Consider the following 26,991-nt stretch of genomic DNA (forward strand, 5'->3'; position numbering starts at 1 on the left):
CCTCCCGACTTCCGGACTCATCGCATGACCTTTTCCCGTCCCAGCGGCCGCACGGCCGACCAGCTGCGCCCGGTGCGCATCGAACGCGCCTTCACCCGCCATGCCGAAGGCTCGGTGCTGGTGAGCTTCGGCGACACCCGCGTGCTGTGCACCGCCAGCGTGGAAAACCGCGTGCCAGGGTTTCTGCGCGGCAAGGGCGAAGGCTGGGTCACCGCCGAATACGGCATGTTGCCGCGCTCCACCCACACCCGTTCCGACCGCGAGGCCGCACGTGGCAAGCAGGGCGGGCGCACGCTGGAAATCCAGCGCCTGATCGGCCGCGCACTGCGCGCCTGCGTGGACCGCAATGCGCTGGGCGAGCGCACCATCACCCTGGACTGCGACGTGCTGCAGGCCGATGGCGGCACCCGCACCGCCGCCATCACCGGCGCTTACGTGGCGCTGGCCGATGCGGTGAACCTGCTGCTCAAGCGCGGCGACATCAAGAAGCACCCGCTGATCGGCGCGGTGGCTGCGGTGTCGGTGGGCATCTATCGCGGCGAACCGGTGCTGGATCTGGATTACCCGGAAGACAGCGACTGCGATACCGACATGAATGTGGTGATGAACGATGGCGGCGGCTTCATCGAGCTGCAGGGCACCGCCGAAGGCCACGCGTTCCGTCGCGAGGAACTCAACGCACTGCTCGCACTCGCCGAAAAAGGCATGGGCGAATTGTTCGCGCTGCAACGCGCCGCACTGGCCGGATGAGCCGCCGTATCGCCCTGACCACCTTGCTGGTTGCCGATTACGATGCGGCCATTGCCTGGTACACCGGCGCACTGGGTTTCCACGTACTGCAGGACCGCCCGCTCGATGATGGCAAGCGCTGGCTGGTGATCGGCCCCGGCACTGCGCAAGACGCCGGCCTGCTGCTCGCGCAACCGGCCGACGCTGCGCAACGTGCGCGCATCGGCGACCAGACCGGTGGGCGGGTGGATCATTTCCTCTACACCGACGACTTCTGGCGCGACCACGCGGCCATGCAGGCCTTCGGTGTGGAATTTCTGGAAACCCCGCGCGAGGAGCCGTACGGCACGGTGGTGGTGTTCCGCGATCTGTACGGCACCAGGTGGGACCTGCTGGAGCCCAAGCAATGAAACACCTGGTCCTGGCCAGCGGCAACGCCGGCAAGCTGGAAGAACTGCGCGCCATGCTGGCCGCACTGCCGCTGCGCATCGTCGCGCAAGGCGAGCTGGGTGTGGAAGATGTGCCGGAAACCGGCCTGACCTTCGTCGAGAACGCGTTGATCAAGGCACGTCATGCCAGCGCGGTGACCGGCTTGCCGGCGCTGGCCGATGATTCGGGCTTGATCGTCGATGCGCTCGGCGGTGCGCCAGGCTTGTACAGCGCGCGCTACGCCGGCAGCCCGACCAATGCGCTGGCCAACAATGCCAAGTTGCTCGATGCCATGCGCGATGTACCAGCGGATCGCCGCAGCGCGCGGTTTTACGCGGTGATCGTGTTGCTGCGTCACCCGGAAGATCCGCAACCGCTGATTGCCGAAGGCAGCTGGGAAGGCGTGATCACCACCGAGCCGCGCGGCGATGGCGGCTTCGGCTACAACCCGGTGTTTCTGGATCCGGTGTACGGCCTGACCGCTGCGGAAATGGATTCCGCCTTGAAGAACCGCCTCAGCCATCGCGCGGTGGCCCTGGCCACGCTGCAGCACAAGCTGCATGCGTTGGCGTTGTGAATCACGCTAGCGCAATGCCCCAACTGATCCCACCGCCGCTGTCGCTCTACGTGCACCTGCCCTGGTGCGTGCGCAAATGCCCGTACTGCGATTTCAATTCGCATGCGGCCAAGGGCGTGCTGCCGTTCGAGGAGTACGTAGATGCACTGATCCGCGACCTGGATGCAGACCTGCCGCTGGTGTGGGGCCGCGTGGTGCATTCGGTATTCTTCGGCGGCGGCACCCCCAGCCTGTTTCCGGCCGAGGCGATCGACCGCTTTCTGCAAGCGGCTGCGGCGCGGCTGCGCTTCGCGCCGAATCTTGAGATCACGCTGGAAACCAATCCCGGCACTGCCGAGCATGGCCGTTTCGAACACTACCGCGCCGCGGGCGTGAACCGCCTGAGTTTCGGCGTGCAGACCTTCGACGACGTGGCGCTGCAGCGGCTTGGGCGCATTCACGACAGCGCCGATGCCGAGCGTGCGATCAAACTGGCGCAGGACGCCGGCTACGACAATTTCAATATCGACCTGATGTATGCGTTGCCCGAACAGACGCTGCTGCAGGCCGAGCACGATCTGGAGCGCGCGTTTGCGCTGCAACCCACGCACGTGTCTCACTACCAGCTCACGCTGGAGCCGAACACGGTGTTCTTCGCCCGCCCGCCCAAGGGCATCCCCGACGACGATGCGGCCTGGGATATCCAGGAACACTGCCAACGCCTGCTGGCCGAGGCCGGCTATGCACAGTACGAAGTGAGCGCGTATGCCAAACCGGGGCGGCAGTGCGCGCACAATCTCAACTACTGGCGTTTCGGCGATTACCTGGGCATTGGCGCGGGTGCGCACGGCAAGATCAGCTCCGGTGCCCAAGAGCATGTGCTGCGGCGTTGGAAGCACAAGCATCCGCAAAGCTATCTGGCCAGCGCCGGCACGCCTGCATCGATTGGCGGCGATGAAGTCGTGCCGCGCGAGCGGCTGCCGTTCGAATACATGCTCAACCTGCTGCGCCTGCATGAAGGCTTCCGGCTGAGCGATTTCGAGGCATCCACCGGCCTTGCGGCCGCGGCCATCGAGCTGCCGCTGGCGCGCGCAGTGGCCCAAGGCTGGATGACCCGGCAGGACGAACGCGTGGTGCCGACCGAGCTGGGCCGCCGGTTCACCAACGATGTGGTCGAGCTGTTCCTGGGTTAGCCGCGCCCAACGTCGCCGGTAAGCCGGCAGCGCAGCGCGCCCGCTTAGCCACTGTATGGCACAGCGGCACGCGGATGCGCACGCACGCACCGCTGTCGCGCGCCCCGCTGAAAAACATGCTACATAGCTCACGCTTCGAACCGAGCCAACCTCCCCCGGATGTCCACGCCCGTCTCTTCCCTGCAGCCCGCACTCAGCGGCCCGATCGCCGATGCACCAGTGTCCGCGCGCGGCCGGCGCCTGCTCGACATGCTGCACGCGCAATGCGTGCAGGTGCTCAGTGGACCGCTGCGGCTGACCGTGGTCGCGCTGGAACGCGAACTGCTGCATCAGGCCGAACACGCACGCAATAGCCAGATCCAGGCCGAAACCTACGCGCAGATGCGCGGCCTGCGCGACCACATCGATCGGTTCCCGCAAGCGTTTCTGCAGCAACTGGCGCAGGTGCTGGCCGGCCTGCGCGAACGCCCGGTGCTCACGCCGTTGACCGATGCCGCGGCACCGCTGCAGATGCTCACCCTGGTCGAAGACACCGATATCGATCGCGACATCGTGCTGAGCGACATCGCACGCCGCGAAACCTCGCGCCGCGCCGATGCACTGCATTTGCTGGCGCAACGCCTGGCGGTGATCGGCGCAGTGCCCGAGTTCGAGCTGGAAGAACTGCCGCTTGGCCCCTACGCGCTGTGCCGCGTCCTGCGGCAGTGCGGCGAAACGTTGGGCCTGAGCCTGGATAGGCAGCTGACGCTGTACAAGGTCTTCGAGCGCCAGGTGATGGAGCGCCTGGGCGATCTGTTCGAGCGCGCCAACAGCCTGCTCGAACAGGAAGGGATCCTGCCGGGGCTGATCTATCACCCGTACCTGGTCAAGCCCACGCAGGTGCAGACCCGGCGTGCACCGCCGGGATCGGCGCACGCGCCCACGCACGCCGCGGCAACCAACCGACATGCGGCGTCCGCGCGGATGCCGCGGCCAGCCACCGGCTGGGCAGGCCAGTCCGCCCCCACAGCATGGCAAAGCGCCTTGCTGGCCCCCGCCCCTGTGGCACCAGCGCTTGCGCTTGCTGCACCCGGGCAGGCGATGTCACCGGCACTCAACGATGCGGTGCAGGCGCTGGGCGGCCTGATGGCGTCGGCACGCCAGTCGCAGGCGGCTGGTCACGCAGGCCACACAGGCGCAGGGACGCCTGCCAGCAACGGCCAGACGCCCTCGCCGACCTCGCTCGCCGCAGCAGCCCAGGCGCCGCGGAAAAGTGTCGCTGCCGTGCCCAAGGCAGCGCTCGGCGATGCGCTGGCCAGCCTGCAAGGTGCGCATGCCGCGCAGGCGGCAGCGACGCCACAGGCACCGGGCATCGATGCGGTGCAGCGGCAGGTGCTGGAGCTGCTGCGCAGCCAGCACGGCCCGGATGCCGCGCTGTCGCCGCAGGACAACGACACCTTCGACCTGCTCGGCCTGCTCTACGCGCAGGTGCAGCGCGAGGTGCGCGAGCAGACCCCGGCGCAGGCGCTGCTGGCCAAATTGCAGGTGCCGGTGGTACGTGCCGCGCTGGCCGATGCGCATTTTTTTGTGCACGACCAGCACCCGGTGCGCGAATTGCTCAACACCGTGGCCGAATCCGGCGCGGTCTGGCTGGGCGAAGACGACGTCGACCCGCAGTTGCTGCACAAGCTGGGCAGCGCGGTCGACAAGATCGTCAATGATTATCGAGGCGACGAGGCCGTGTTCGCTGCGGCCAACGACGACATCCAGACGCATCTGCGCGCACTCGCACGCAAGGCCGAAGTGGCCGAGCGGCGGCATGTGGATGCCGCGCGCGGCAAGGAGCGGCTGGAATCGGCCAAGCAGCAGGCCGCCGCGCGCATCGAGCACTTGTGCGAACACAGCGCCCCGCCGCGCTTCGTGCAATCGCTGCTGCGCCAGGCCTGGTCGGACGTGCTCACGCTGACCTTGCTGCGGCAGGGCGAGCAGTCGCCCGAATGGGACGAGCGCCAGGCGCTGACCGCGCGCATTGCCGAGGTCACCTGCCGCAGCAAGGGCCAGCCCACCGACATCGCCCTTGGCACCGATGTGGAAACTGCACTGCTGCAGGTGGGGTATCACCACGATGAGGCAGCGGCGATCGCGCGGCGGCTGTCCACGCCCGGTGGCGAAGACGCGGTGACCTCGCGCACCGAGCTTGCCGCCAAGCTCAAGGCGCGCACGCGGCTCGGCGACCAGGGCGAAAGCGCGGCGCGCAAGCCGGTGACCACGCCGCGCACGCCGGCCGAAGAAGAGTGCCATACGCAGCTGCGCAGCCTGCCGTTCGGCACCTGGTTCGAATTCGTGATCAACCAGCAAGGCGACCAGCGTCGGCAACGGCTGTCCTGGTACAGCCCGATGACCGGCAACGCGCTGTTCGTGAATCAGCGCGGGCAGAAGGTGGGCGAGCAATCGCTGGACAGCCTGGCGCGGTTGATGGCCGGTGGGCAGGCCCGTCTATTGGTCGAAGAAAAATCGCGTCTGATCGATCGCGCCTGGCATGCCACCGTGCGCACGCTGCGCAGCCTGGCCGGCCAGTCGCCCGTTGCCGAGGCCCAGCCATGATCCAGGACACCCGCCGCGCGCCGCGCCGGCAACCGACCGACCTGCTGCCGGTCATCGACATGCTCAGCGAAGCGCAGATCGGCCGGGTCGGCAATGTCTCCGAAACCGGCATGCTGTTGTTGGCCTCGGTTCCGCTGCACGACGATGCCTTGTACCAGTTGCGCTTCACGCTGCCCGAGCGGGTCGGCCGCGCCACCGCGATCGATGTCGGCGTGCATCTGCTGTGGTCCGAAGCCGCGCACGCGCCGGGGCAAGCCTGGGCCGGCGTTCGCTTCCTGAGCATGTCCGAACCGCACCGGCAACGCCTGCGCGCCTGGATCGCCGAAGAACACATGACCGGATAGGCGCAGCGCCACCACGACTGCCCAGCCGCCAGGCGGGCGCGGCCGATGCTCGATGCGCTCCGTACTACCCGTGCACGGCACTCTGCGCCGCTGTCGTTATGCACCCGACGACTGCGTGGCAGTTTTTTCAGGCGCTTCAGGACGCAGCGCCGCTGCCAGGATTGCGGCAAAATTGCGCATTGCCTTTGCCTTGCCGATCGAGCCCCGCATGACCCAGCCCTCCTTGAGCAGCCTGTACTCCGACCACCTGCGCACGCTCACCGCGCGCGCCGACCAAGCGCTGCAGCGCGGCGGTTTCGAGCATCTGGTGGTTCCCAGCGGCAGCACGCATTACCAGCTGTTCGACGACCGCGATTACCCGTATGCGGTCAACCCGCAATTCAAGGCCTGGGTGCCGCTGACGCGGGTGCCCAACAGCTGGCTGGTCTACACGCCGGGCAAGCGCCCGACGGTGATCTTCTATCAGCCGTTCGACTACTGGCATGTGGTGCCCGACGCGCCCAGCGGTTGGTGGGTCGAACACTGCGACATCCACATCATCCGCACCCCGGACCAGGCACTGGCGCTGCTGCCCAAACAACCTGCGCGCTGCGCGATTCTCGGCGAGGCGCAAAGCACGCTCGGTGCGTATGTGCCGAACAACCCGCAGCCGGTGCTCGACTACCTGGACTACCAGCGCGCGTTCAAGACGCCGTACGAGCTGGCGTTGCTGCGCATCGCGCAGCAACTGGCGGTGCGCGGCCATCGCGCTGCGGAAGCGGCGTTCCGCGCTGGCCAGAGCGAGTTCGGCATCCACATGGCGTATTGCGCGGCAGTGGGCCAGGACGCCAACGAGTTGCCGTACGGCAACATCATCGCGCTCAACGAACACGGCGCGGTGCTGCACTACACCGAACTGGGCCAACAGCCGCCGCAACCGCTGCGCAGCTTCCTGATCGACGCCGGCGCCTCCGCCTACGGCTACGCCAGCGACATCACCCGCAGCTATGCCGCCGACCCCGGCAGCGAGTTCCAGGCCTTGATCGATGCGGTGGATGCCGCGCAGATCCGCATGGGCCAGAACGTACGCGCCGGCGTGGACTACAAGCAGCTGCATATCGACGCGCATCTGGCGTTGATGGGCATCCTCAAGGACTTCGGCGTCCTCACCGTCTCGCCGGAAGCCGCATTGGCCACCGGCGTCAGCGCCGCCTTCTTCCCGCATGGCCTGGGCCATCTGATCGGCCTGCAGGTGCACGATGTGGCGGGTTTTGCGGCAAGCGACCGCGGCGGCCGCATCGAGCGCCCGGCCGGCCACCCGTATCTGCGCCTGACCCGCGTGCTGGAGCCGGGCATGGTGGTCACCATCGAACCGGGCGTGTACTTCATCGACATGCTGCTGGACGAAGTGAAGAAGAACGGCCACGCCGCCAGCGTCGATTGGGCGCGCGTGGAGCAGTTCAAACCGTTCGGCGGCATCCGCATCGAGGACGAAGTGGTGTGCACCGAGGGCAACCCAGAAAACCTGACCCGCCCGGTCTTCGCCGCAGCATGATGCCCAGGGCCGCCTGACGACATCACCGCGCGCGGTGCCGGGCCGGGCCGGCACGGACAGGGCACGGCATCCACATGCACTGCGCATACACTTGGCTCTCAGGCGCGTGGCTCGGGCGCGCGATCCCCCACCCGCTAACGCAACGCGACGGTTCAGCACCACCACGCACGGAACATTGCCATGAACGATCCACGCCAGCCTTCGCACCCGGACCACCCGATGTACCAGCAGATCGAACGCGGCGTGCACGCGATCGATGCGGCGCACGGCCGCACGCCTGACCAGACCAGCGCCCGCCTCACCGCAGCGCTGTTGCCGCTGGCCAAGGAAGGCGGGCTGTCGCGCGTGGACCATGTACTGATGAGCGAGGCGAACAATCGCGGCGTGCACGGCGGCGAGAACGTCTTCGTGGTGCAAGGCGACCCGGCCAACCCGGCGCATCTGCGTGCGCACATGAAAACCGAACAGGCGCTCGGCACCCCGGAAGAACAGTCGTTCGAGCGCGCGCGGCAATTCGCCGGGCCCGGCGAGCCGGTACAGCAGCACGAACGCACGCAGACACCGCAGCTCGGTTAAGAGAACCGCCTGCAGCAAAGTGACCAGGCGCGTCGTGTCTGCACTGCGACAGGCAGAGCGCGGCGTGCGCGACGACGCCGGCCCCGATCGGATGCGCCCGGAAATCGGAACACCATCCGCAGCGCGGGCGTCGCCTGCAGCGCAACGCACCGATCTTGGCCACCGCTGGTGTTGCAGCGCTAGACGCGCGCTGCGTCGCGATCCGCCATCTCCGCTTCGATCTCGTCGGCACTGCGCGCCAATGCATCGGTCAGCACGCGGTGGCCATCGGCAGTGATCAGCACGTTGTCTTCGGTGCGGATACCGATGCCGCGCCACTTGGCCTCCACCGATGTGTCGTCGGCAGACACGTACAAGCCCGGCTCGATGGTGAACACCATGCCGGGCTCGAGCAGCCGCGACTCGCCGGCCAACCGGTAGTCGCCCACATCGTGCACATCCAGGCCCAGCCAATGGCCGGTCTTGTGCCGATAGAAGCGCTTGTACTGCGCGTCGGCGATGTTGCGCTCCAGCGTGCCCTTGAGCAGGCCAAGGCGCAGCAGCCCTTCGGTCAGGGTTTGCACCGCGGCCAGATGCCCGGCTTCGTACGCCACGCCGGGGCGCGCCTGCGCAAGCGCAGATGCCTGTGCGGCGCCGACCAGATCGTGGAGTGCACGCTGCGCCGGGGTGAAGCGGCCATTGACCGGAAAGGTGCGGGTGATGTCGGCCGCATAGCCGCGGTATTCGGCGCCGGCATCGATCAGCACCAGCTCGCCATCGCGGCTACGCGCGTTGTTGGCGCGGTAATGCAGCACGCAGGCATTGCTGCCGGTGCCGACGATGCTGCCATAGGCCGGCCACGCATCGGCGGCGCGGAATTCGCGCTCGACCTCGGCCTGCAACGCGTACTCATGCACGCCCGGCCGCGCCAGATGCATTGCGGCGCGATGCGCGCGCACGCTGATATCGGCGGCGTGCTGCATCAAGGCAATCTCGTCGCGCGACTTGAACAACCGCTGCTCGTGCAGCAGATGGCCGAGTTCGAGAAATTCATGCGGCGGCTGCGCACCGTGGCGCACCTGCTCGCGCACGCGCTTGAGCCAACCGATCAGTTTGAGATCGAAATCGACATCGCGCCCGAAGTGGTAGTACACCCGGCTGCGCCCTTCCAGCAGGCCCGGCAGGATCTCGTCGACATCGTCGATGGGGTACGCATCGTCCATGCCGTAGCGCTCTACCGCGCCTTCCTGGCCCTCGCGCGGGCCGTCCCAGGCTTCGCGCTCGGCATCGCGCTCGCGGCAGAACAGGATCGCTTCGCCATGCTTGCGGCCGGGCACCAGCACCAGTACCGCTTCCGGCTCGGGAAACCCGCTCAGATACCAGAAGTCCGAATCCTGACGATACGGGTAATGCGTGTCGTGGCTGCGGATGCGCTCAGGCGCAGCCGGCAAAATCAGGATGGCCTGCTCGCCGGCCATCTGCATCAGTTGCTTGCGTCGGCGCGCATATTCGGCCGCGCCGATCCCGGTGAGCTTTTTCATGACGGTACGGCGATCAGTTCAAGCGTTGACGGAAACGCGGCCCCATCACGCAGTCGCCATGCAGCAACAGCACCGCTACGCGCACGAATTCTTCGATCTCGGCCAAGGCGGTGTCGTCCTCGTCGGCCGCGTCGAAATCGTCGCTGGAGGCTTGCGCCAACCGCGCCAGATCCTGCAACGCTTCTTCGCCTTCTTCGCTCAGTGCCGGGCGCTGCTGCGCAGCCAGGCCGAAACCGCCCAGGAAGGCGCGGCACCAGTCGAACAAGGCATCGGTGCGCGCCGGCAACGGCGCGCCGTCTTCGACCAGCAGCAGCTCGAAGGCGAAATCGCGGTCTTCCAGCTGCGCCACGGTGGCCTGGCGCAGCTGGTCCAGCGCACCGCCCTGCTTGGGCGCGACCTGGCCACTGTCGGCCAGAATCCGCGCCAGCCAGTCGGCGCTGTCGGCACCGCCACCGGAGAGCCACCCGCACAGCCCGCCATGCAACTCCGCCGCAGAGGACGCCAGCGCAAGCTGACGGCTTTCGTTTTGCACAGCGGTTACGTCGGGCAGATCCATCGGGTCATCCAGGCTGAAGAGCGATAAGGTGCCGACGCACGGGCCGGCGATATGACTTCCCAGTGTATCAAGGCGGCCTGCATGGGCCGCTATCGGCGCGCTCCATGCAGCGTTCCACGCGCGCGCCACCGGCCCGCCCGGGTACTGCGGAAGGCCTTGCCGCACCTGGGCTGACGACGGCGTCCGGGGCATGCGTGGGCGCTTGACCGCCGCGCGCACGCGCCCCTATCGTGAGCGCATGGACAACGCTGCCGCCCTCGCTCAGATCCGCGCACTCGCCGCCCGCGTGGAGGCCTTGGTGGAGCGCACCCAACGGCTCACCGACGAGAACCGCAGCCTGCGCCATCAACAGGAGCAGCTGATCGGCGAGCGTGCGCAACTGCTGACCAAGAACGAACAGGCGCGTTCGCGCGTGGAAGCGATGATCGTCCGCTTGAAGTCACTGGAGCAGCACACGTGAGCAGCAACGAACCGGTCAGCGTGCGTATTCTGGATCGTGAATACACGGTGGGCGTGACGGCGGACGAACGCGAAAGTCTCACCGCCGCCGCGCGGCTGCTGGACCTGCGCATGCGCGAGATCCGCGGCAGCAATCGCATGGCGGCGGTGGATCGTGTCGCAGTGCTGGCTGCGCTCAACCTGGCGCATGAATTGCAGCAATTGCGCGAACAGCAGGCACTCTACGACCGTGAATTGGCGAACACGCTGGACAGCCTGAATCGCCGGCTGGACAGCGTTGCCGACACACCGCGCTGAGTGGAATTCGCACTGCCATCGCAAATATGAATCTTCAAGCCCGCCGACCGACGAATGGGCTAGCCATCGCGGCGCAGAGGTCTATACTTCGCTTGCGTTCTCTGCTGTAAACGACAGCGTGCAAAACATTCGCCTTGTCCCTTAATTACGACCACGGGGGCGCGACGAAGCCGGGTGTGCAAGTCCGCCTTGTAGCGGGAAGCCCGATGGCCTCACAACGTCCCCACTTGAACCCCGGGTTCAAGGTCGTTTCGCCCGCATCGTCATGGCGGAGAATGCAAATCTGAAACGGCGCCTTCGGGCGTCGTTTCTTTTTGTGTGTCTGACCATTTGCACTTGCAGAGGTTGAACCAGCACTGCTGGCTGGCTGCGTTCGCGACTCTGTTGCCGTATCGGCTGCACTCCCACGCACTGCAAGACGCCCGCCGCATCGCGCGCACAGGCGCGTGCAGACGCCATTTAGCGTTAGTGCGCGCACCGCATGGCGTTCGCTGTGCGGCATCCGGCACAACGTGCGCTTGCAGGCGGCACTGCACGCCGCGCTAGGCATGCGCACGTGCGCCATCGACAATGCAGCACCGATAGCGCTGCGAGACACCCATGACCGAGGACCGAGACGCGTTGCGTCGGCAATTGCGTGCGCACCGGCGCAGCCTGCCGGCAACGCAGCGATTGGCCGCAGCCGATGCAGTGGCCGAGCGCTTGCTGGCACTGCCGTTCGCACCGCATGACGGCGCCGTGGCGGGGTACTGGGCGATGGATGGCGAAATTGCGCTGCATCGCTGGCAGCTTAGCTTGCCGGCCGGGGTGCGCTATTGCCTGCCGGTGCTGGACGGGCGCGTATTACGCTTTGCCCCCTGGCGGCCAGGCCAGCCGTTGCTGAGCAATCGCTACGGCATTCCCGAGCCGGACGTGGATCGCGCCGACACGTTGGCGCCCGAAGAGATGGCGCTGGTGATCACCCCGCTGACCGGCTTCGATGCGGCGTGCCGTCGGCTGGGCATGGGAGGCGGCTGGTATGATCGCAGCTTCGCGTTCCGGCATCGCCAGGCGCCGCCGCCCTGGCTGGTCGGCGTCGGCTTCGCCGCGCAGCAGGTGCCTGCCTTGCCCACCGAATCCTGGGACGTGCGCGTGGACGCCATCTGCACCGAACACGCCACCTTCCTGAAAGACGACAGCCTCTCTGCATGACTGCCCGCAAGCGCTACTGGTTGATGAAGTCCGAGCCGGACACCTTTTCCATCGACGATCTGGAGCGCGTCGGCACCGAGCCGTGGAACGGCGTGCGCAACTACCAGGCGCGCAATTTCATGCGCGATGGCATGCAGGTGGGCGACGGGGTGTTCTTCTATCACTCCAACTGCAAGGTGCCCGGCATCGTCGGCATCGCCAAGGTTGCCAGCGACGCGTATCCGGACGACACCCAGTTCGATCCCAAGTCCGACTACCACGACCCCAAGGCCACCCGCGAAGACCCGCGCTGGATGCTGGTGGACGTGGCGTTCGAGCGCAAACTCAAACGCACGATTTCACTGGATGAAATCAAGCAACAGGCCGATGCGCTGGGCGAAGGCTTCCCGCTGATCGCGCGCGGCAACCGCCTGTCGATCCTGCCGGTAACCGCTGCGCAATGGAAAGTGTTGCTGGCGATGGAATAGCCGTGATTGGGGATTCGGCATTGGAGATTCGCCCATCGCCGCCCCGCGTGACCTGCCCTGACGAATCCATTCCCAATCACTCATCCCGAGCTCCCCAATGTCCGAAGCAAAACGCCTGGCCGCCGAAAAGGCACTCGATTACGTGGAAGACGGCATGATCGTCGGTGTCGGCACCGGCTCGACGGTGGCCTACTTCATCGATGCGCTGGGCCGCATCGGTCACCGCATCAAGGGCGCAGTGTCCAGCTCCGAACAGAGCAGCGCGCGCCTGCGCCAGCACGGCATCGAGGTGCTGGACCTCAACCACACCGGCAATCTGTCGCTGTATGTGGACGGCGCCGACGAGTGCGACCCGGACCGCTGCCTGATCAAGGGCGGCGGCGCAGCGCTGACGCGCGAGAAGATCATTGCCGAGGCCAGCGAGCGCTTCGTCTGCATCGTCGACCCCAGCAAGCAGGTGCCGGTGCTGGGCACGTTTCCACTGCCGGTGGAAGTGATTCCGATGGCACGCAGCCTGGTCGCCCGCCAGATCCTGGCGTTGACCGGCGGCCAGCCGGTGTGGCGCGATGGGGTGGTCACCGACAACGGCAACGTGGTGCTGGACGTACACAACCTGCAGATCACCGACCCGGTGGCGCTGGAGCACAGCCTGAACCAGATTCCCGGCGTGGTCTGCGTGGGCCTGTTCGCGCGTCGCCCGGCCGATGTAGTGATCGTCGGTGGCGAGCCGCCGCGGGTGATCTGAGCGACCGCGTGCAAGCACGCGCATACGCAGTAGCGGCCCGCTTTGCGAAGCGACAGCGGGCCGGACTCCCGTCACATGCGATGACGGTACACCGCACTACAGCGGCTTGACGCACGCGGCCGCTTGGCAGATGGTGCGGCATCCCCGCCCACTGGTATGCCGCATGCGCCGTCTTTGCCTCCTCGCCCTTGCGTTGTTGATCCTGCTCAGCGGCTGCGCCAGCAGCGGTTCCTGGGTGGAGCTGGCCGGCACGCGCTATCAGGTGGAGCTGGCGCAAAACGATGCCGACCGCACCAAGGGGCTGATGTTCCGCGATGCCATGGAGGAAGATCACGGCATGCTGTTCATCCACGACCGCCAGGAACCGATGGCGTACTGGATGAAAAACACCAAGATCGCGCTGGATATCCTGTATTTCGATGAACAGCGCCGGCTGGTGTCGCAACAGCGCGATGTGCCGCCCTGTTCGGCCGGCGATGCCTGCCCGCCCTACCCCAGCAAGGCGCCCGCCCGCTACGTGCTGGAACTCAATGCCGGCCAGGCGGCCAGGCTCAAGCTGCAGGATGGCGCCGAACTCACTTTCAGCCCGGATATTCCCAAGCTGAAGTGATTCACAGCGATGCGGTGTCTCCTGTCAGGAAGTACCGGACTTGAACCCTGCGCCGCTTGCCGACACTCTTGGCAGCATGGTCGACATGCTCCCACTTCCCCATTGGACCGCGCTCGCCAGCCTGGACGACGATGCGGTGCCGTTGATGTCCACCGCGCTGCTGATTGCGCGCGACGAGTACCCGCAGCTGGATGCCGAGCTGTACGACACGCTGGTGCAGAGCCACGTCGAGCATTTGCGCCGCGAGGTGGACGCGATCGATCTGTGGCCGCTGAAGATGGCGGCGGTCAATCGCTACCTGTTCGATGAGCTGGGCTACTCGGGCAATCACGACGAGTACTACGACCCGCGCAACAGCTACCTCAACCAGGTGTTCGAGCGCCGGTTGGGCAATCCGATTTCGCTGGCGATGGTGCAGATCGAAGTGGCCCGCCGGCTGGGCATTCCCTTGGCGGGGGTGTCGTTTCCCGGGCATTTCCTGGTGCGCCTGCCGGTGGACGACGGCGTGCTGGTGATGGACCCGTTCAACGGCGGCCGCCCGCTGGGCGTGGACGAGCTACGCGAGCGTGCCCGCCCGCACCTGGGCGGCGAAATTCCCGACGACCGCGCGCTGGCGCAGATCCTCGACCCGGCACCGCACCGCGCGATCCTGATCCGCATCCTGCGCAACCTGCACGGCGTGTACGCCGACGCCGAGCATTGGGACCGCGCCGCACGCAGCGCAGACCGCATCCTGAAGCTGGTGCCCGACCAACCCGAAGCGTTGCGCGACCGCGGCATGGCCTACCTGCATCTGGGCCACCGCAATGGCGCCCGCCACGATCTCTCGCGCTACCTGATGCTCAACCCGAGCGCGCAGGACGCCGCCAATCTGCACGAGCACTTGGTGGAATTGAACAGCCAGCGTGCGCGGGCGCACTGAGGGAAGCGGTACGCCCAGGCTTGGCGCGTGTGGCGTCAGGGTCTCGACGCTGACGGCTGTCATCTGAAGACAGCAGGCACGGCGGCAGCAGGCACGGGTCTGCCACTGATCTAAATACCCAACTCCTCGGTCGCGCGGATGCCGCCTGGGCTTGGCGAGACAGGTCCATCGTTTGCGGATCTCAATCAGATGCGCCGCCGGCCTGCCTTGCTACACCAGCGGCGCCCTCGCAGCACGTGGGTGCCGGACAGCGTGGCCTTCACGGCGCTCAGTCGACTTCCACCATCTCGAAGTCGTCCTTGGTCACGCCGCAATCGGGACAGGTCCAGGTGTCCGGGACGTCTTGCCAGCGGGTGCCCGGGGCGATGCCTTCTTCGGGGATGCCGTCGGCCTCATGGTAGAGAAACCCGCAGACGACGCACATCCAGGTGCGGTAGGTGGTCGTGGATGTCTCGCTCATCGGATAATCGCGGTCATGCAACGGTGGGGCTGCATTGTCCCATTCCATCCACCGCTTTCGGAAGCGCTGCCATGCTCAACCGCCTTGACGTCCGCGGCGTCTACCTGATCACCCCGGACGAGCCCGACACGCAGCGCCTGCTGCTGCGCACGGCACCGCTGCTGGCGTCGATCGCCTGGCTGCAATACCGCAACAAGCAGGCCGGCGCGGCGCTGCGACTGCGCCAAGCCAGCGCCCTGCGCCAGGCCTGCGCAGCGCATGGCGTGCCATTGATCATCAACGACGATGCGCAGCTGGCCGCGCAGGTCGGTGCGCAGGGCGTGCATCTGGGCGAAGACGATGGCGAGGTGGCGACAGCGCGCGCGCTGCTGGGCGAGCAGGCCATCATCGGGGCGTCGTGCTACGACGAGATCGCCCGCGCGCGCGCCGCAGCCGCAGCAGGCGCCAGCTATGTCGCCTTTGGCGCGTTTTTCCCCACCACCACCAAGCAGACCACCCGGCGCGCGACGCCTGCGCTGCTGCAGCAGGCTGAAGAACTCAACCTGCCGCGCGTGGCGATCGGTGGCATCGCGCCTGCGCAGGTGCCCGCGTTGGTGACTGCCGGTGCCGACCTGGTTGCGGTGGTCAGCGGCGTGTACGCAGCGCCAGACCCGGTCGCAGCAGTGCAGGCGTATCGCGCAGGGTTTGCAAGGTAGTTCTGCAAGCGTTGAGGATGATTGATCGTGGCTGTGTCATCCGTTTCAAGGCAGCACGATGTCTTTCGTAGCAGTGATTGGGTCGAAAGCCGGATGCGTCGAGGGCGCGGGGCCTCGCCCGACAGTTGGTTGGCGGCTTCATTGAAGAATGCGATCACCGCACCGGACAATTTGTTGGCTACGTTGTTGAATGCTCTGCGCAACGACCAACTTGACTGGTCCTTGGCCGCTTACCGTCGCGGGACCTTGAGCGGCATGGATGCCGCGCCAGAGCTTACATGGACGTACTTGCAGCGTGTCCTGCGATGGTGAGTGGGCAAGGACCTTGCAGCAAAGTCGCACGCCATCCGCTCTGCGCCTGACCTTTCCGTACTAAGCCATCAGGTCGAGGCGCCTGCACTGTGCGTATCGCGATCACTTGGCTATCTTCAAGTCTGGTCGAGGGCGCGGTGCCCTCACCGCTCGCGGGACACGCCGTTAACCTGTCCATGGGGGCTCGGTGGCGGCATCCATGCCGCCAACGGTCCCGCAATCGGTGAGGACACCGCACCAGTAAAGTTGGCTGGTGGTTTGTTGAAGAGCGAGTACATCGCGTCGCAAGTTAGCTAATCGCTCGTTGAAGACTATGCGCACCGACCATCTCCACTGGTCCTTGGCCGCTTACCGTCGCGGGACCTTGAGCGGCATGGATGCCGCGCCAGAGCCTCCAGGGACGGATTCACGGCGTGTCCTGCGATGGTGGGCGGGCAAGGGCCCTGCAGCCAAGGAGCAGACCGTTAAGCTCCTAAGCTCCTAAGCTCCTAAGCTCAATCATCCAAGCTGCATAATCCGATTCCAACTAACGCTATTTGTACGTCGCATTGCTTGGCCTCAAAAACCAAGTGCATTCAAGTACGCAGTTCACCTGCACGCGATGGCAAGTGGCGAGGCGCGCAGCAGAACCACCGATCAACCGCTCTACACGTGCATCCAAACAAAACAGCGACGCGTGCTTTCACGCGTCGCTGCCGGGACTGCCTTTGCCGCGTGATCCGATCAGAAATCGTAGCTCAACGTTACCCGGCCCGAGCGTGGTGCCTGATAGGCCACGACCTGATCCCATAGCGGGTTGGTGGTGTTATCGGGCAGCTGCGAGAACGGATAGATGTTGGTCGCGGTCTGCTCGTTGGTGATGTTGAATACGTCGAAGCGCAACGCCAGCTTGCCGTCGGCAAACGCCGGCTTGTAAGTCACGCCCATATCCAGCTGGGCGATCCAGCCCAGGCGGCCCTGCGAGCCCGGAGGCGATGCCACACCGGTGCCGGTTTCCGGGTTGTAGCAGTAGTGGTAGGGCCCGCCGGTGATGGCGCTGCCGCCGTAGCCGGCCGGATCGCGACCGCTGTACTCGGTGCCGTAGTAATTGCCCAGGCAATTATGCGGCGCACCGGAAATCAGGCTGAAATTGGCCGAAGCGCCCCATTGCGGGTTGAACTGATAGAAGCCGAACAGCTTGAGCTGATGGCGGTGATCGTTGGATTGATCGCCGTTGAAGTGCTCCATCAATGCCGCGTGGTCCCAGCTCTGCGTGGTCGAGACCGATGCCTGCCCCTGATAGCTGCCCAGTGCACCGCCGGTGCGCCACAGGTCCGAACGCACCTGACCTTCGGTGGTGCCGTAGCTGTGCGACCAGACGTAATTGACCTTGGCGTACCACTTGCCGTCGAACGGACGCTCCAGGTTGAATTCCACCGCCGAGTAATTGCGCTTGAACTTCGGGAAACCCGCCGCTTCGCGGCTGACCGACACTTCGTGGAACTGCCCATCGGTGCCGATCACACCCCAGGTGTTGGTCTGGCCCGGATTGATCAACGAGGCACCAGCCACTCTTGAGAAGTCGATGGTGACGCCCTGCGCCGCCGCCGCATCGATCAACGCGGTATTGGCGACATCATAGTTCTGGTCGTCGATGCCCGCATTGAGACGGCGATGCGTGCCGCGCACGCCCAACACCCAACCGGTGTCCAGCTGTTTGGTGAAGCCGAGAATGACTTCGTCCTGATTTTCGCCCTCGATATCCTTGGCCACTGCGGTGCGCACATCGGCGATGCGGCCAAAGCGCGAATTGGCCGACACCGCCGAGCCCAGCTGCTGCGCCAGGACCGGTGTGCCATCGGCGTTGATGCCGCTGTAGGTGAAATAGGTGTCTGTCGTGGTGGCCGGCGTAAACAGACTCACTGCCGACAGCGGCAGGCCGAGGTAGTAGCGGCCGACGTTGCCGAACACCTTCAGGCTGGAATCGCCGTTGACGTCCCAGCTGAAGCCCAAGCGCGGCGCCCAGGCATTGTCCACTTCAATGTAGGGGTCGCCGAACGGGGTGTAGTTGGTGAACTCGTCCTTGCGCAGGCCGATGCTCAGCAACAGGTTGTCGGTCACCTGCCACTTGTCTTCGATGTAGTAGGCGCGTTGCTTGGCTTCGTACGAATACAGGCTGGTGTTGATATTGCGCACCACGTAATAGCCGCTCGACCCGTTGACCGGATCGACCAGGCCCGGGCTTGGCGCGCCGATGCCGCCGGCTTCGTTGGCAGACTGGCTGACCAACCCGCCGGTGGCCAACCCATTGGGGTCGTTGGTCTGGCCGTAGGTCCAGGCGAAGCCGGGGCCGGACAGCACCGAGCCAACGTCGATCCCTTCTGACTTCTGGTTGTCGATACCGAAATTGAGCGTGTGGTGGCCGAGGCGCCATTCCAGATTCAGGCGTTGATTGTCTTTCTTGTACGCACGGTCCGGCGAGCTGACCGAGGTGACCAGCTGGCTACCGATGCGTGGCGTGCCGCCGGTATAGGCCGGATTTTGCAGTGCGGCGCTATTGATCACCGGGCCGCTGGCCGCGTTGTAATTGAACGGGGTCAGCTCGTCGGGCGTGCGCATCTTGCCGTACAGCGCGGTCACAGTGAGGTTGTCGCCGAGGTAGCCGGTGTACTTGCCGGTGAACAGCGTGGGGCCGGTCTTCCAGGTGGATTCGTCGGTGAAATAGCTGCCGCGCGTGCGATTGACATAGTCGTAGCGATAGATCGAACCGTTGGTCTCCGCCTCATCGCTGGCCCCGGTCACCTCGATCAGGTGGTTGTCGGTGATGTTCCAGTCCACCTTGGCGTACCAGCGCTTCTGCTTGTAGTCGTAGTCGGTGAGGCCGCCGGTGCGGCCGTTGTCGGTGTCGCGGTTGGTGCCCACGCGCACGCCGTCCGAATCCACCTGCTCGGCGGCAAGGAAGAAGAACAGCTTGTCCTGGATGATCGGCCCGCCGACGTAGGCGCTGTAGGTGGTCTGGTTGGCTTCGGCCTCGCTGGCCGGCTGGTACAGGCCGTTGGCCGCGCGCGCATACCGGTAGGCGGCGTTGTTGACCGTGCTGCCCTGGCTGTCCGGGCGCCAGTAGATATCGCGCTGGTTGGCGCGCAGGCCATTGGGCTCCCAGATGACGGCGGCGCCGAACTTCCACTCGTTGGTGCCGCGCTTGCCGATCTGGTTGATCACACCGCCGTTGGCGCGGCCGTACTGCGCGCCGTAGCCGCCGGTAAAGATTTCCTGCTGGTCGATGGCGCCGTACGGCAGGGTCAGGCCGCCCAGGTTGTTGCTGATGGTGGTGGTGTTGAAGCCATTGAGGTAATAGGCGTTTTCGCTGGCGGCAGAACCGCCGAAGCTGGGCAGCGAGCCGCCGAGCGGGCCGTTGTCGAAGCCGCCGCTGTTGACCACCACCCCCGGTGCCAGCAGCGCGATCGCTTCGGCGGTGCGGCCCAGCGGCAGTTGCTGCAACTGTTCTGCGGTGATCACGGTGCGCGTGTCCACGCTGCTGACGTCGATGGTGGTCAGGCCCGCGGCGCTGACCGTAACGCTGTCCAGGGTCTGCACGCTGCTCCCCGCAGCGTTGGCAGCGAACGACACATCGGTGTTGGCGCCGACGGTGATGCTGACGTTCTCCCGGGTTTCCACCACCGCGCCATCGCGCTTGACCGTGACCTTGTACGTGCCAAGCGGAAGATTGCCGGCGGTGTAGCGGCCCCGTGCGTCCACCGGCACTTCACGACTCAGGCCACTGTTGTTTTCCACCAGCACGCTCGTGCCACTTCCCTGCCCTACGCTGCCGACGATGCTGCCGGTGGTCGATTGGGCGTGTGCACTGCCGATGGCCACAACCAGCGCCAACGCCAGGGCACGCTTCTGGATACGACGGTTCATGCTTTCTCCCCAAGATGGAAACTGCCGGCAAGGCGGCTAAATGAAGGGGGCCGACGGCCACCGGAATCACACTTTCTGAAGATCGACAGCGGAGCGCCAATGACTGCGCGCCATCAGCTGATGCCCAAACTGTCGATGCCGTCGCGTTCGATCATAGGCAGCCGGGTTGCCCTACCCGCCCACTCCGACGGGTAGGCGGGTGTTCTGCGGGTAGGCGCGCGAGGCCGCAGGCCTGACAATGGCGGACGCGATGCCCGCCGCCGGGCGTCGATGTCCCCCAATCGGTATTTCTCAAGGATCTGCGCGCATGAACCACACCCGCTCCCACGCACTGTTCGCCCAGGCGCAGACCTTGCTCCCCGGCGGCGTCAACTCGCCGGTGCGGGCGTTCAAGTCGGTCGGGGGGGAGCCGTTCTTCGTGGCGCGTGCCGATGGCCCGTACCTGTTCGATGTCGACGACAACCGCTACATCGACTACGTGGGCTCATGGGGCCCGATGATTGCCGGGCATAACCACCCGGCCGTGCGGGAAGCGGTGGAGCGCGCGATCCGCGACGGGCTGTCGTTCGGTGCGCCCTGCGCGGCCGAAGTGACCATGGCGCAGACCATCAACCGGCTGGTGCCTTCCTGCGAGATGGTACGCATGGTCAACTCCGGCACCGAGGCCACGCTTTCGGCGGTGCGCCTGGCGCGCGGCGCCACCGGGCGCAATCGCATCGTCAAGTTCGAAGGCTGTTATCACGGCCACGGCGACTCGTTCCTGGTCAAGGCCGGCAGCGGCATGCTGACCCTGGGCGTACCGACCTCGCCGGGCGTGCCGGCGGGCTTGAGCGAGCTCACCGCCACGCTGAGCTTCAACGACTTCGAAGGCGCCACCGCCTTGTTCGACGAGATCGGCGCCGACGTGGCAGCGGTGATCATCGAGCCGGTGGTGGGCAACGCCAACTGCATTCCGCCGCTGGCAGGCTATCTGCAGCATCTGCGCACGCTGTGCACGCGGCACGGCGCGTTGCTGATCTTCGACGAAGTGATGACCGGCTTCCGCGTCGCGCTGGGTGGGGCGCAGGCGCTGTACGGGGTGACGCCGGACCTGAGCACCTTCGGCAAGATCATCGGCGGCGGCATGCCGGTGGGCGCATACGGCGGCCGTCGCGAGCTGATGGAGCAGATCGCTCCGGCCGGGCCGATCTACCAGGCGGGTACCTTGTCGGGCAACCCGGTCGCCATGGCCGCCGGCCTGGCGATGCTGGAACTGGTGCAGGAACCCGGCTTCCATGCGCGCCTGAGCGAAGCCACCAGCGTGCTGTGCGAAGGCCTGGAAGATGCCGCACGCGCGGCCGGTATCGCCGTCACCACCAACCAGGTGGGCGGCATGTTCGGGCTGTTCTTCACCGACGAGATCGTAGAGAGCTATGCGCAGGCCACCGCCTGCGACGTGACCCGCTTCAACCGCTTCTTCCACGCCATGCTGCAGCGGGGCGTGTACCTGGCGCCCTCGGCATACGAGGCCGGCTTCATGTCCAGCGCGCACGATGAGGCGGTGATCGAAGCTACGCTGGCAGCTGCGCGCGAAGCGTTTGCGGAAGTGGCGCGCTGAGGAATCGGGAATCGGGAATCGGGGATTGGCGATTGCGGGAGCGTTCGCGGCTCACGGGGCGCGGCACGGCGCGGTGTGATCGTGGCGGACTTGCTGTTGCGCTAGGTGCTTGCGCCTAGTCGCGTTGCCCTGAGTGTCAAGGGCTTGGTTGTGCGTGCGCTGCGGCCTGTTCATGGCGAAAGCCGCCGCGGACCTGTGCGTGTTGCAGGAACACCTGTCGGCGTCGCAAAGGTGATGTGCCGCTGTGTCTGCCTGGCCCCAATCACCGCCAGGCGCGCTCTAATGTTTCTCGACCATGCGCACGGGGCGGCGCATCCGTGGGGATGCCGCCGTCAACGCGGCGCCACATGCTTTGCTTTTGTCGTGTGGCTGTCATATGTTTCTGAAAGGTGCTCAGGGACGGGCATGGGTGGGGACCCTTGAAGCAGCGCTGCACCGTCGTCGCCGATTCCGGCGATGCACCTGCATTGCCGCTGTTTCACCACGATCTGCAGCGTGTCGAGCCGGCGCGCTGCCGACGCTTGCCAGGGCCGCCCTCGCCTCATGCTCAAGCCTGTTGCGCTGCTCACCCCGCGCCCGTCACCGTCGCGCGCCCCCGTCACTCCCGATTGGCTGCTTGCCGGCAAGCTGGAGCCGCCGTTGCCGCGCCCCGGTGCGGTAGTGCGTGGCGCGCTGCTGACTGCGCTGGATCAGGCCCAGGCACGCCCGCTGACGCTGTTGCTTGCCCCACCCGGCTTCGGCAAGACCACGCTGCTGGCGCAGTGGCATGCGCAACTGAGTGCGCGCGAGCATGGCGCGGCGGCGTGGCTGTCTTTGGACGAAGAAGACGCGGATGCGGCGCGTTTCCTGAGCCATCTTGCGCTGGCGCTGCAGAGCGCTGGCGCCGACCACGCGCTGTGCGCTGCGGTGCTGCACCACCGCGACCAGGACCCGCGCGAAGCGGCGACCATGTTGCTTCGCGCACTGCGCGCCGCGCCGCGCCGCATCAGCATGATTCTCGACGACTACGACCGGCTCGGCAGCAGCCTTGTCGACGAAGTGGTGCTGCGCCTGATCGAACACAGCGGTGGACGCCTGCATTTAGTGCTTGCCACCCGGCGTGTGCCCAACCTGCCGCTGGCACGGCTGGATCTGCAAGCCCAGCTCAGCCGCGTCGGTAGCGCGCAACTGGCGCTCGACGAGGCGGAAGCGCAAGCGTTACTTGGCACGCACGTGCCGGCGCCGGTGGTGGACGAACTGCGCCGCTATACCGAAGGCTGGCCGGTGGCGCTGCATCTGGCGCGGCTCTGGCTGGAAGGCGACGCGCAACGTCAGCAAGAGGTTGCGGCGCGTTTCTCCGGACGCAGCGCACAGGTTGCGGCGTATCTGGCCGAACAGGTGGTCAACGATCTGGACGCGGACACCCGCGACCTGCTGCTACGCACCAGCCCACTGGAACGCATCAGCGCATCGCTCGCCGATGCGGTGCGCCAGCGCGACGACAGCGGCCGGCTGCTGGCGCGGCTGGAACATTTTCATGGCCTGCTGATCCCCCTGGATGGCGAACGCGAGTGGTTCCGCTATCACCCGCTGTTTGCCGACTTCTTGCAGCAGCTGCTCGAGCGCGAACATCCCGGCCAGAGCGGGCAGCTGCATCAACGCGCGGCGCGTTGGTTCGGCGACCATCAGCATCTGGCCGAAGCGGTACGGCATGCCTCACGCGGGGGCTGTGGCGATCTTGCCGCCAGCTACATCGCGCGCGCCGGCACCTGGCAATTATTGCTGACCCACGGCACCCATGCAGTGCGTGCGCTGTTGCGCCATTTCGACCACCGCACCATCCGCGACACGCCTGCGTTGAATCTCACCCAGGCGCATCTGCACGTAAAGCTTGGCGAGTTCAGTCATGCGCGGCTGTTGCTGGAGCGCTTCCGCGATTTTCCGGCCGCGTTGCGCGAGCCGCTGCAGCGTGACTACACCGTGGTGGTGGCGTTGCTGCGCGACCGTCTGGATGAAATCTGCGGCAATCCGCATGGCCTGACCCAGATCGCCGCCCAGGCCAACGCGCTGGATGAAGACGACCATCTCGGCCGCGGTATGTTGCTGTGCATCTGCGCGACCACCGCGATTGCGCAGGGCGCATTCGCGGTGGCCGAGCGTTACGCACTCAACGCGCGCGACGCGATGCAGCGCGGCGGCAGCGAGCTGGGGGCCAGCCAGGCAGTGCTGTCGCTGGGCCAGAGCCTGTTCTATCGCGGCCGGCTCAGCGATGCAGAAGCCTGCTACCAGCAGGCATTGAGCTGGTGCGCACGCACCCCGCAACCGGATCGCGTGCTGGAAGCCGCCGGTCAATGCCTGCTCGCGCAATTGCACCACGAACGCGGGCACCACGACGACGCTGCCGATCTACTGCATCCGGCGCTGGAATTGCTGGAGCAACACGACGGCGGCATGGATGTGCTGCCGCCGGATACGGCACCGCGCTGGGGCTGGAGCGCCTCCGCGACCACAGCGGGCGCAGTGCATTGTTGTTGCTGGAGCATGTCGAGCAGATCGCGCACGGGCGCAAGCTGGCGCGCTTGTCGGAACTGGCTGCGGCATGGCGGCTGATGCTGTTGCTGGAGCATCCGGGCAACGCCGCGATCGATGTGCTCATCGCACGTACCGGCGGCGAATCCGGCCTGGCGCACACGTTGCGCTCGCCACACCGCTGGCACGACCGCGCGGCGATGGGCTTCGCACTTGCGCGCTGGCATCGCCTGGCCGGGCGCAGCAGCGCGGCGCTGACCATCCTTGGACAGATCGAACAGGCCTGCCTGGCCAACGACAATGCCTGCCACCTGGCACGCACCCGCGCGCGCATCGCGCTGGTACTGCAGCAACGCGGCGAACTGGTCGCTGCCCTGCCGCATCTGTACAGCGCGCTGGAGCATGTCGCGCTGACGCAAAGCTGGCAGGCGATCGTGGAACTGGGCTTGCCGGCCAAGGCGATGCTGCGTTCGCTACGCCAGCACGACCCGCACACCGTCGGCGGCACCACGCGTGCGCTGACCATCCAGGCCTTGCTCGAACGCCTCAGCGGCGACGACGATCCGGCCGGCGACATCTTCAGCGAACGCGAACTGGAAGTGCTGGCGCAACTGGCGCGCGGCTATTCCAACAAGCAGATCGCACGCTGCCTGCACCTGTCGGAAAACACGGTCAAATTCCATCTGAAGAACCTCTACCGCAAACTCGACGCACGCAGCCGAGAAAGCGCGCTGGCGCAGGCCTTGCAGCGCGGGTTGTTGCGCACAGCGGATCGGCCCGGCAGTCCGGAGACGGCGCCAGGCTGACCGCCAGCACCGGCGCTGGCTTCCGCCGATAAAGATACATCATGTATGATGTATCTTTATCGGGAGATCACAGCATGGCTGCTCGCATCCTTGTCACTGGCGCCAGCGTTGCCGGCACCACCACGGCCTGGTGGCTTGCCAGGTATGGCCGCGATGTTGAAGTCGTGGAGCGCGCACCCGCGTTCCGTGATGGCGGACAAAACGTGGACGTGCGCGGCACCGCGCGAGACGTGCTGCGCCGGATGGGCCTGGAGGCGTTGCTGCTCGAACGCAGCACCCGGGAGCGCGGCACCGATTGGGTCACCGAAGACAATCACGTGGTCGGCCGCTTCGAAGCGGCGCACTCCGACACCGACGGCGGCCCGACTGCGGAGATGGAAATACGCCGCGGCGATATCGCCCGGATCATCTACGAGGCCGCAGCAGCGCAAGGAGTCCGCTTCCGCTTCGGTGACAGCATCGCACGCATTGAGCAGCGCGACGGCGGCGTCCAGGTCACCTTTGCCGGCGGCCACCAGGAAACCTATGCGCTTGTGGTGATCGCCGAGGGCGTCGGCTCGCACACCAGGGAGCTGGTTTTTCCCGCAGAGAATCGGCCGCGCTGGATGGACCTGACGATTGCCTATTTCAGCATTCCGCAGATCGCCAGCGACGGCGTCTATGCGCGGCAATACAACACGCTTGGCGGCCGGGGAGCGGTGGTAAAACCTGCGCGCGACGGCAAGTTGGGAGTCTATCTCGGCATCCAGAAGCGACCCGGTCACGAGAACAGCTGGAGCGTGGCGCAGCAGCGCGCCTTCATTCGTGCGCAGTTCTCTGCGCTGGGTTGGGAGTTTCCGCGCATCATGGATGCGATGACGGACGTCGACGACTTCTACTTCGATGTGCTGCGCCAGGTACGCATGGACCGCTGGTCCAACGGTCGGGTGGTCCTGACCGGCGATGCGGCATGGTGCCCGACCGCACTGTCAGGCATCGGCACCACGCTTGCGATCGTGGGTGCCTACGTCCTTGCCGGAGAGCTTGCCAGGTCGGACACGCCGGCAACTGCCTTCGCGCGCTACGAACGCATCATGCGCCCCTTCGTCAAACAGGGGCAAAACATTCCCAAGCTGGTCCCGCGCCTGCTGTGGCCGCATACCCGCTTCGGGCTGGCAGTGCTGCGCAAGGTCATCCGCCTGGCCAGCCGGCCGGCGCTCAGGTCGTTCATCAACAACCATTTTGCGCGGGACGCCAACGCAATCGCCTTGCCACGCTACGAGTAGACTAACCGTTTGACCGGAAAAGCCAGCTAAAAAAGCAGCCTGCACAGCGTTCGGCGAAAGACGCTGACGCTGATGCGCCAACGCCGAAACTAGAAGCAGCGTCCACGGCGCTGGTTGGCGCTGCCGCCCACTCCGGTCGCGATCGCCCTGGAGCATGCGACGCGACCGCGCGTCAGCCCCCCCTCACACTTCACTCCTGCCGCGGCCACGCACACCTGCGGCACGTGACAGCTCAACCAAACATCAGCGTGCCCTTCATCATCGCCCAGTGGCCGGGGAACGAGCAGAAGAAGGTGTAATCGCCGCCCTTGCTCAACTTGCTGGTGGGAAAGCTGACCGTGGTGCTATCGCCGCCGCCGATGACCTTGGTGTGCGCGATCACGCGCGCGTCGGCCTTGGGCAGATAGCTGTCGGCAATGGTGGAACGCACGCCGGCATTGGCCACTGCCTGGAAGTCGGCGGACTTGGTCAGCACCCAGTTGTGCCCCATCACCGTGGCGGCCATCTTGCCGGAGTGCTTGAGCGTGAGCTCCACCTGCGTGCAGTCGGGTGCCAGCTTGATCGCGCTCTGGTCGAACTTCATCTGATCGTTGCCGGTGATGGTCACCGCGCAGGTGCGCGCCCAGGCCGAAGGCGCCATCAGCACCAGGGCACACACGGCAATCGTGGAAAACAGCTTCAAGGGAACACTCCTGCACTAAGAGATCGCAACCATATCGCACGCGGCGCCGGTG

The 26,991-nt window shown here is 66.1% G+C and carries 23 protein-coding genes, 1 other RNA gene and 1 pseudogene; 20 read left to right on the plus strand and 5 right to left on the minus strand.

Annotated elements, in window-relative coordinates; genetic code table 11:
- Positions 1-24: 24 nt before the first annotated feature.
- The 8 genes from rph (at position 25) to M3O59_RS16330 (ending at position 7,944) form a co-directional block, all read left to right on the plus strand.
- Entirely contained in the window at positions 25-750 is a 726-nt protein-coding gene (gene rph, locus M3O59_RS16295; protein ID WP_064634292.1) for a ribonuclease PH, read from the plus strand.
- Positions 747-1,139 (plus strand): VOC family protein, encoded by a 393-nt coding sequence (locus tag M3O59_RS16300; RefSeq protein ID WP_064634294.1) that lies wholly within the window; start codon positions 747-749, stop codon positions 1,137-1,139. The genes rph and M3O59_RS16300 overlap by 4 nt, the downstream gene beginning before the upstream one ends.
- Positions 1,136-1,735 carry an RdgB/HAM1 family non-canonical purine NTP pyrophosphatase gene (gene rdgB, locus M3O59_RS16305; RefSeq protein ID WP_064634296.1) on the plus strand — a complete coding sequence of 200 codons (600 nt, stop codon included), beginning with the start codon at positions 1,136-1,138 and terminating at the stop codon, positions 1,733-1,735. The genes M3O59_RS16300 and rdgB overlap by 4 nt, the downstream gene beginning before the upstream one ends.
- Before the next feature lie 14 nt (positions 1,736-1,749).
- A complete protein-coding gene (gene hemW / locus M3O59_RS16310; RefSeq protein ID WP_249045134.1) occupies positions 1,750-2,907 on the plus strand; it encodes a radical SAM family heme chaperone HemW in 1,158 nt (385 codons plus the stop codon).
- A 159-nt stretch (positions 2,908-3,066) separates the two neighbouring features.
- Positions 3,067-5,490, plus strand: coding sequence for a DUF1631 domain-containing protein (locus M3O59_RS16315; RefSeq protein ID WP_249054347.1), 2,424 nt, complete (start codon positions 3,067-3,069; stop codon positions 5,488-5,490).
- Positions 5,487-5,834 carry a PilZ domain-containing protein gene (locus tag M3O59_RS16320; RefSeq protein WP_064634302.1) on the plus strand — a complete coding sequence of 116 codons (348 nt, stop codon included), beginning with the start codon at positions 5,487-5,489 and terminating at the stop codon, positions 5,832-5,834. Before M3O59_RS16315 ends, M3O59_RS16320 begins: the two co-directional genes overlap by 4 nt.
- 208 nt (positions 5,835-6,042) lie before the next feature.
- Positions 6,043-7,368 (plus strand): Xaa-Pro dipeptidase, encoded by a 1,326-nt coding sequence (gene pepQ, locus M3O59_RS16325; RefSeq protein ID WP_064634327.1) that lies wholly within the window; start codon positions 6,043-6,045, stop codon positions 7,366-7,368.
- Between the two features lie 180 nt (positions 7,369-7,548).
- Positions 7,549-7,944 carry an XVIPCD domain-containing protein gene (locus M3O59_RS16330; RefSeq protein WP_064634304.1) on the plus strand — a complete coding sequence of 132 codons (396 nt, stop codon included), beginning with the start codon at positions 7,549-7,551 and terminating at the stop codon, positions 7,942-7,944.
- Positions 7,945-8,123: 179 nt separating this feature from the next.
- Here M3O59_RS16330 and M3O59_RS16335 read toward each other — a convergent pair whose 3' ends face one another.
- Positions 8,124-9,464 carry an aminopeptidase P N-terminal domain-containing protein gene (locus M3O59_RS16335; protein WP_249047706.1) on the minus strand — a complete coding sequence of 447 codons (1,341 nt, stop codon included), beginning with the start codon at positions 9,462-9,464 and terminating at the stop codon, positions 8,124-8,126.
- Positions 9,465-9,477: 13 nt separating this feature from the next.
- Positions 9,478-10,020 carry a YecA/YgfB family protein gene (locus M3O59_RS16340; protein WP_064634308.1) on the minus strand — a complete coding sequence of 181 codons (543 nt, stop codon included), beginning with the start codon at positions 10,018-10,020 and terminating at the stop codon, positions 9,478-9,480.
- Between the two features lie 238 nt (positions 10,021-10,258).
- Between M3O59_RS16340 and M3O59_RS16345 the strand changes: the two genes are divergently transcribed.
- From M3O59_RS16345 to M3O59_RS16380, 8 genes are all read left to right on the plus strand, one after another.
- Complete coding sequence (locus M3O59_RS16345; protein WP_116905260.1) at positions 10,259-10,480, plus strand: TIGR02449 family protein; 222 nt, start codon at positions 10,259-10,261, stop codon at positions 10,478-10,480.
- The gene (locus tag M3O59_RS16350; RefSeq protein WP_064634310.1) at positions 10,477-10,776 is read left to right on the plus strand and encodes a cell division protein ZapA; all 300 of its coding nucleotides are present in this window, start codon (positions 10,477-10,479) and stop codon (positions 10,774-10,776) included. Before M3O59_RS16345 ends, M3O59_RS16350 begins: the two co-directional genes overlap by 4 nt.
- A 95-nt stretch (positions 10,777-10,871) precedes the next feature.
- Positions 10,872-11,055: non-coding RNA, 6S RNA (gene ssrS, locus M3O59_RS16355), on the plus strand.
- A 321-nt stretch (positions 11,056-11,376) separates the two neighbouring features.
- The gene (locus tag M3O59_RS16360; protein WP_064634311.1) at positions 11,377-11,967 is read left to right on the plus strand and encodes a 5-formyltetrahydrofolate cyclo-ligase; all 591 of its coding nucleotides are present in this window, start codon (positions 11,377-11,379) and stop codon (positions 11,965-11,967) included.
- The gene (locus tag M3O59_RS16365) at positions 11,964-12,434 is read left to right on the plus strand and encodes an EVE domain-containing protein (RefSeq protein ID WP_064634313.1); all 471 of its coding nucleotides are present in this window, start codon (positions 11,964-11,966) and stop codon (positions 12,432-12,434) included. The genes M3O59_RS16360 and M3O59_RS16365 overlap by 4 nt, the downstream gene beginning before the upstream one ends.
- A gap of 97 nt (positions 12,435-12,531) precedes the next feature.
- Positions 12,532-13,179: a ribose-5-phosphate isomerase RpiA gene (rpiA, locus tag M3O59_RS16370; protein ID WP_064634315.1), complete on the plus strand. Its 648-nt coding sequence runs from the start codon at positions 12,532-12,534 to the stop codon at positions 13,177-13,179.
- Positions 13,180-13,342: 163 nt separating this feature from the next.
- Complete coding sequence (locus tag M3O59_RS16375) at positions 13,343-13,789, plus strand: DUF192 domain-containing protein (RefSeq protein ID WP_064634317.1); 447 nt, start codon at positions 13,343-13,345, stop codon at positions 13,787-13,789.
- A 40-nt stretch (positions 13,790-13,829) separates the two neighbouring features.
- Positions 13,830-14,711, plus strand: coding sequence for a SirB1 family protein (locus M3O59_RS16380; protein WP_064634319.1), 882 nt, complete (start codon positions 13,830-13,832; stop codon positions 14,709-14,711).
- Positions 14,712-14,979: 268 nt separating this feature from the next.
- On the opposite strand, the gene M3O59_RS16385 is transcribed toward M3O59_RS16380, so the two are convergent.
- Positions 14,980-15,219: a rubredoxin gene (locus tag M3O59_RS16385; protein WP_064629154.1), complete on the minus strand. Its 240-nt coding sequence runs from the start codon at positions 15,217-15,219 to the stop codon at positions 14,980-14,982.
- A gap of 23 nt (positions 15,220-15,242) precedes the next feature.
- On the opposite strand from M3O59_RS16385, the gene thiE reads away from it, so the two are divergent.
- Positions 15,243-15,866 (plus strand): thiamine phosphate synthase, encoded by a 624-nt coding sequence (gene thiE / locus M3O59_RS16390; protein WP_116905252.1) that lies wholly within the window; start codon positions 15,243-15,245, stop codon positions 15,864-15,866.
- Between the two features lie 1,035 nt (positions 15,867-16,901).
- Here thiE and M3O59_RS16395 read toward each other — a convergent pair.
- A complete protein-coding gene (locus M3O59_RS16395) occupies positions 16,902-20,081 on the minus strand; it encodes an outer membrane beta-barrel protein (RefSeq protein ID WP_249054351.1) in 3,180 nt (1,059 codons plus the stop codon).
- A 307-nt stretch (positions 20,082-20,388) separates the two neighbouring features.
- Between M3O59_RS16395 and hemL the strand changes: the two genes are divergently transcribed.
- The 3 genes and pseudogenes from hemL to M3O59_RS16410 all read left to right on the plus strand — a co-directional run bounded on the left by hemL (position 20,389) and on the right by M3O59_RS16410 (position 26,257).
- Positions 20,389-21,678: a glutamate-1-semialdehyde 2,1-aminomutase gene (hemL, locus tag M3O59_RS16400; protein ID WP_249054366.1), complete on the plus strand. Its 1,290-nt coding sequence runs from the start codon at positions 20,389-20,391 to the stop codon at positions 21,676-21,678.
- Between the two features lie 543 nt (positions 21,679-22,221).
- Positions 22,222-24,992 (plus strand): annotated as a pseudogene (locus tag M3O59_RS16405) (LuxR C-terminal-related transcriptional regulator).
- 74 nt (positions 24,993-25,066) lie between these two features.
- Complete coding sequence (locus M3O59_RS16410; protein ID WP_249054375.1) at positions 25,067-26,257, plus strand: FAD-dependent monooxygenase; 1,191 nt, start codon at positions 25,067-25,069, stop codon at positions 26,255-26,257.
- 232 nt (positions 26,258-26,489) lie between these two features.
- On the opposite strand, the gene azu is transcribed toward M3O59_RS16410, so the two are convergent.
- A complete protein-coding gene (gene azu, locus M3O59_RS16415; RefSeq protein WP_064629168.1) occupies positions 26,490-26,939 on the minus strand; it encodes an azurin in 450 nt (149 codons plus the stop codon).
- Positions 26,940-26,991: the final 52 nt, after the last annotated feature.

The sequence above is a fragment of the Xanthomonas nasturtii genome, assembly GCF_023337365.3.
GTDB lineage: Bacteria > Pseudomonadota > Gammaproteobacteria > Xanthomonadales > Xanthomonadaceae > Xanthomonas > Xanthomonas nasturtii.

Bases quoted from the DNA above. Each gene is read 5' to 3' on its own strand.
- M3O59_RS16360 (WP_064634311.1), top strand. From the start codon at position 11,377: ATGACCGAGGACCGAGACGCGTTGCGTCGGCAATTGCGTGCGCACCGG.
- rpiA (WP_064634315.1), top strand. From the start codon at position 12,532: ATGTCCGAAGCAAAACGCCTGGCCGCCGAAAAGGCACTCGATTACGTG.
- thiE (WP_116905252.1), top strand. From the start codon at position 15,243: ATGCTCAACCGCCTTGACGTCCGCGGCGTCTACCTGATCACCCCGGAC.
- M3O59_RS16330 (WP_064634304.1), top strand. From the start codon at position 7,549: ATGAACGATCCACGCCAGCCTTCGCACCCGGACCACCCGATGTACCAG.
- M3O59_RS16375 (WP_064634317.1), top strand. From the start codon at position 13,343: ATGCGCCGTCTTTGCCTCCTCGCCCTTGCGTTGTTGATCCTGCTCAGC.
- M3O59_RS16300 (WP_064634294.1), top strand. From the start codon at position 747: ATGAGCCGCCGTATCGCCCTGACCACCTTGCTGGTTGCCGATTACGAT.
- pepQ (WP_064634327.1), top strand. From the start codon at position 6,043: ATGACCCAGCCCTCCTTGAGCAGCCTGTACTCCGACCACCTGCGCACG.
- M3O59_RS16410 (WP_249054375.1), top strand. From the start codon at position 25,067: ATGGCTGCTCGCATCCTTGTCACTGGCGCCAGCGTTGCCGGCACCACC.
- M3O59_RS16340 (WP_064634308.1), bottom strand. From the start codon at position 10,020: ATGGATCTGCCCGACGTAACCGCTGTGCAAAACGAAAGCCGTCAGCTT.
- M3O59_RS16335 (WP_249047706.1), bottom strand. From the start codon at position 9,464: ATGAAAAAGCTCACCGGGATCGGCGCGGCCGAATATGCGCGCCGACGC.
- M3O59_RS16365 (WP_064634313.1), top strand. From the start codon at position 11,964: ATGACTGCCCGCAAGCGCTACTGGTTGATGAAGTCCGAGCCGGACACC.
- hemL (WP_249054366.1), top strand. From the start codon at position 20,389: ATGAACCACACCCGCTCCCACGCACTGTTCGCCCAGGCGCAGACCTTG.
- hemW (WP_249045134.1), top strand. From the start codon at position 1,750: ATGCCCCAACTGATCCCACCGCCGCTGTCGCTCTACGTGCACCTGCCC.
- M3O59_RS16385 (WP_064629154.1), bottom strand. From the start codon at position 15,219: ATGGAATGGGACAATGCAGCCCCACCGTTGCATGACCGCGATTATCCG.
- M3O59_RS16320 (WP_064634302.1), top strand. From the start codon at position 5,487: ATGATCCAGGACACCCGCCGCGCGCCGCGCCGGCAACCGACCGACCTG.
- M3O59_RS16395 (WP_249054351.1), bottom strand. From the start codon at position 20,081: ATGAACCGTCGTATCCAGAAGCGTGCCCTGGCGTTGGCGCTGGTTGTG.
- M3O59_RS16315 (WP_249054347.1), top strand. From the start codon at position 3,067: ATGTCCACGCCCGTCTCTTCCCTGCAGCCCGCACTCAGCGGCCCGATC.
- M3O59_RS16345 (WP_116905260.1), top strand. From the start codon at position 10,259: ATGGACAACGCTGCCGCCCTCGCTCAGATCCGCGCACTCGCCGCCCGC.
- rdgB (WP_064634296.1), top strand. From the start codon at position 1,136: ATGAAACACCTGGTCCTGGCCAGCGGCAACGCCGGCAAGCTGGAAGAA.
- rph (WP_064634292.1), top strand. From the start codon at position 25: ATGACCTTTTCCCGTCCCAGCGGCCGCACGGCCGACCAGCTGCGCCCG.